Origin of the sequence: Mycobacterium sp. E2497, from assembly GCF_001668695.1 — a bacterium.
In the GTDB taxonomy this organism is placed as follows: domain Bacteria; phylum Actinomycetota; class Actinomycetes; order Mycobacteriales; family Mycobacteriaceae; genus Mycobacterium.
Window position 1 is genome coordinate 1 of sequence record NZ_LZKD01000079.1, and the last position, 1,825, is coordinate 1,825.

At 62.0% G+C, this 1,825-nt stretch carries 3 protein-coding genes; all 3 read right to left on the reverse strand.

Annotated features, from left to right (window positions below; all coding sequences use genetic code 11):
* Positions 1-107 precede the first annotated feature (107 nt).
* Positions 108-392 (reverse strand): hypothetical protein, encoded by a 285-nt coding sequence (locus tag A5713_RS06015; protein ID WP_156751770.1) that lies wholly within the window; start codon positions 390-392, stop codon positions 108-110.
* A gap of 392 nt (positions 393-784) precedes the next feature.
* Complete coding sequence (locus tag A5713_RS06020) at positions 785-1,219, reverse strand: DUF4383 domain-containing protein (RefSeq protein WP_068093602.1); 435 nt, start codon at positions 1,217-1,219, stop codon at positions 785-787.
* Between the two features lie 60 nt (positions 1,220-1,279).
* Positions 1,280-1,825: hypothetical protein (locus tag A5713_RS29050; RefSeq protein WP_231980261.1), on the reverse strand; the 546-nt coding region annotated here is incomplete at its 5' end.

Consider the following 1,825-nt stretch of genomic DNA (forward strand, 5'->3'; position numbering starts at 1 on the left):
TCCTCATTTCGTCTCCTCGCAGAAGGGGCGAAGTCGGTAACTGCTTGATCGAAGCCGTATGAGCAGCGCTGGCGGGGCGATAACGATTGCCGCCCGCTCGAAGTCGCCTACAGGCAGGACCCGGCCGAACTGAGCGGCAGGTCCGCGATGGAGATCGTTGGCTCCTTGATGACCTTGCTTTCGGGATTGCTCACGTCGACATTCAATGCCCTGTTGCCGTCGGACCACCGCCATTCCGTCAAGTTCTCGTTGTGCCACGGAGGGGGGATCAGGGCAGGATCAGGAGCGACGCGGCCATGGCATGGGCGAAGCTTGCCCTTGTACCATCCATTCGGGGATAGGTTCTGGGACAACTGCTTTCCGACGAATTCCACGGCGACGTCGTAGGGCACCGTGTAGGAGTAGAACTCCTGTGTTATCGGTTGCCCGGCCTTGTCGACATTGTTGAGTGTCTTTGTGAGAACCGATCCGGGTGGCAAGTCGATGTCGGCCGCCGCGGAATGCGGACCGGGCGGGACGGTCGTGGTCGGCGGCGTGGTTGACGACGTTGGCGTGGTTGTCTGCGTAGTCGTTGGTGAGCCGGTTGTTTGCGACGGCGGTGGCGGTGCGCGATGGGTGCATGCAGTGTTCGCCAGCACCGCTGTGATGGCGAGCAAGCCCCCAACCTTGCAGGTAATGAGGTGTGTCATGAGTGGGAGCTTTGAATATGTACGGCATAGCGGCTAGGGACCTACGTCACTCGTAGACGGGCGGAAGTCCACAGTGCTCGCCGTATCCCGTATGGCTAACGCGCTTTCCGGAGATCGGCGAGCGAGTCTCGCAGCCCGCCGTCCATCCCGATCTGCACTCCCGCCACCGCGACCATCACCGTGGCGGTCACCAAATGCACGATTCCGTCGGTGATGTTGTTGGGAAAGGTGAAGACGAAGGCGACCTGATGCGAGAAAAACGCCCAAATGCCCGGCAGCGCACCGGCTATCGCGGCGAGGAGCAGATATAACACGGCCCACGACTTGCGCACGGCGAACACCAGGCCCGGAGCGAAGAGGGCGAGACCGGCGACGGCGTGCCAGCCGTTGTAGTCCATTCCGAGCAATTGCACGGTTGGCGCCCCCGGCCCGGTCGCGAAGCTCGGATTCATGATGAAGCCGATCACCGCCTGCGCGACATGGAAAGCGCAAATGATCAACAGCCCGATCTGGGCGAAACTCCACCTCACGTTGCACCCCCTTGTGCATGGTGGGATAGCCCGAATACTACGCGTGGTAGTAGATCAGGGTCAACGGTGCAGCGCATCGGCCGACCGAGAAATCGCGTCAGTTCCGCTCCCGGACGAGCGCGCCCGCATTGCGACGCCACTCGAGCTGTTGTTCGACCTGACCTTGCCACCGGGGCAGGTCTGAATGCCGCGACCTACTTCCTCGACCACCGCTCCCAGCTCGACTCGGCGCAGACGGTGCTGGCGGTGGGGATGCCGGTAGGCGCCTACATCGTCGGGATCTTGGCGTTGTCCGCATACCTGGTCCGTGACAACGGGCGGCGACGTTCGATCGTCGGTAACGGGAAGAGCTGCGAAGCCGTGGAGTGTTGCAGGTCCTTCCAAGGATGCCGGCCACGACGATCGCGAACTGGTGACGGCGGCCAGCAAGTTGATGGAAAGTCGATCCACGCCGCCAGCCGGGCTCATATTCTTCGAGCAAACAAGATTGGCTTTCGCCCCTTTTAGCAAGGAGACGAAATGAGGATTCGTTTCATCGTTTCGGCACTCGGGGCTGGAGTGGTCGCGTTGGCGGTTGGGTGTGGCGGTGGTCAGGGGGGCGGCCAC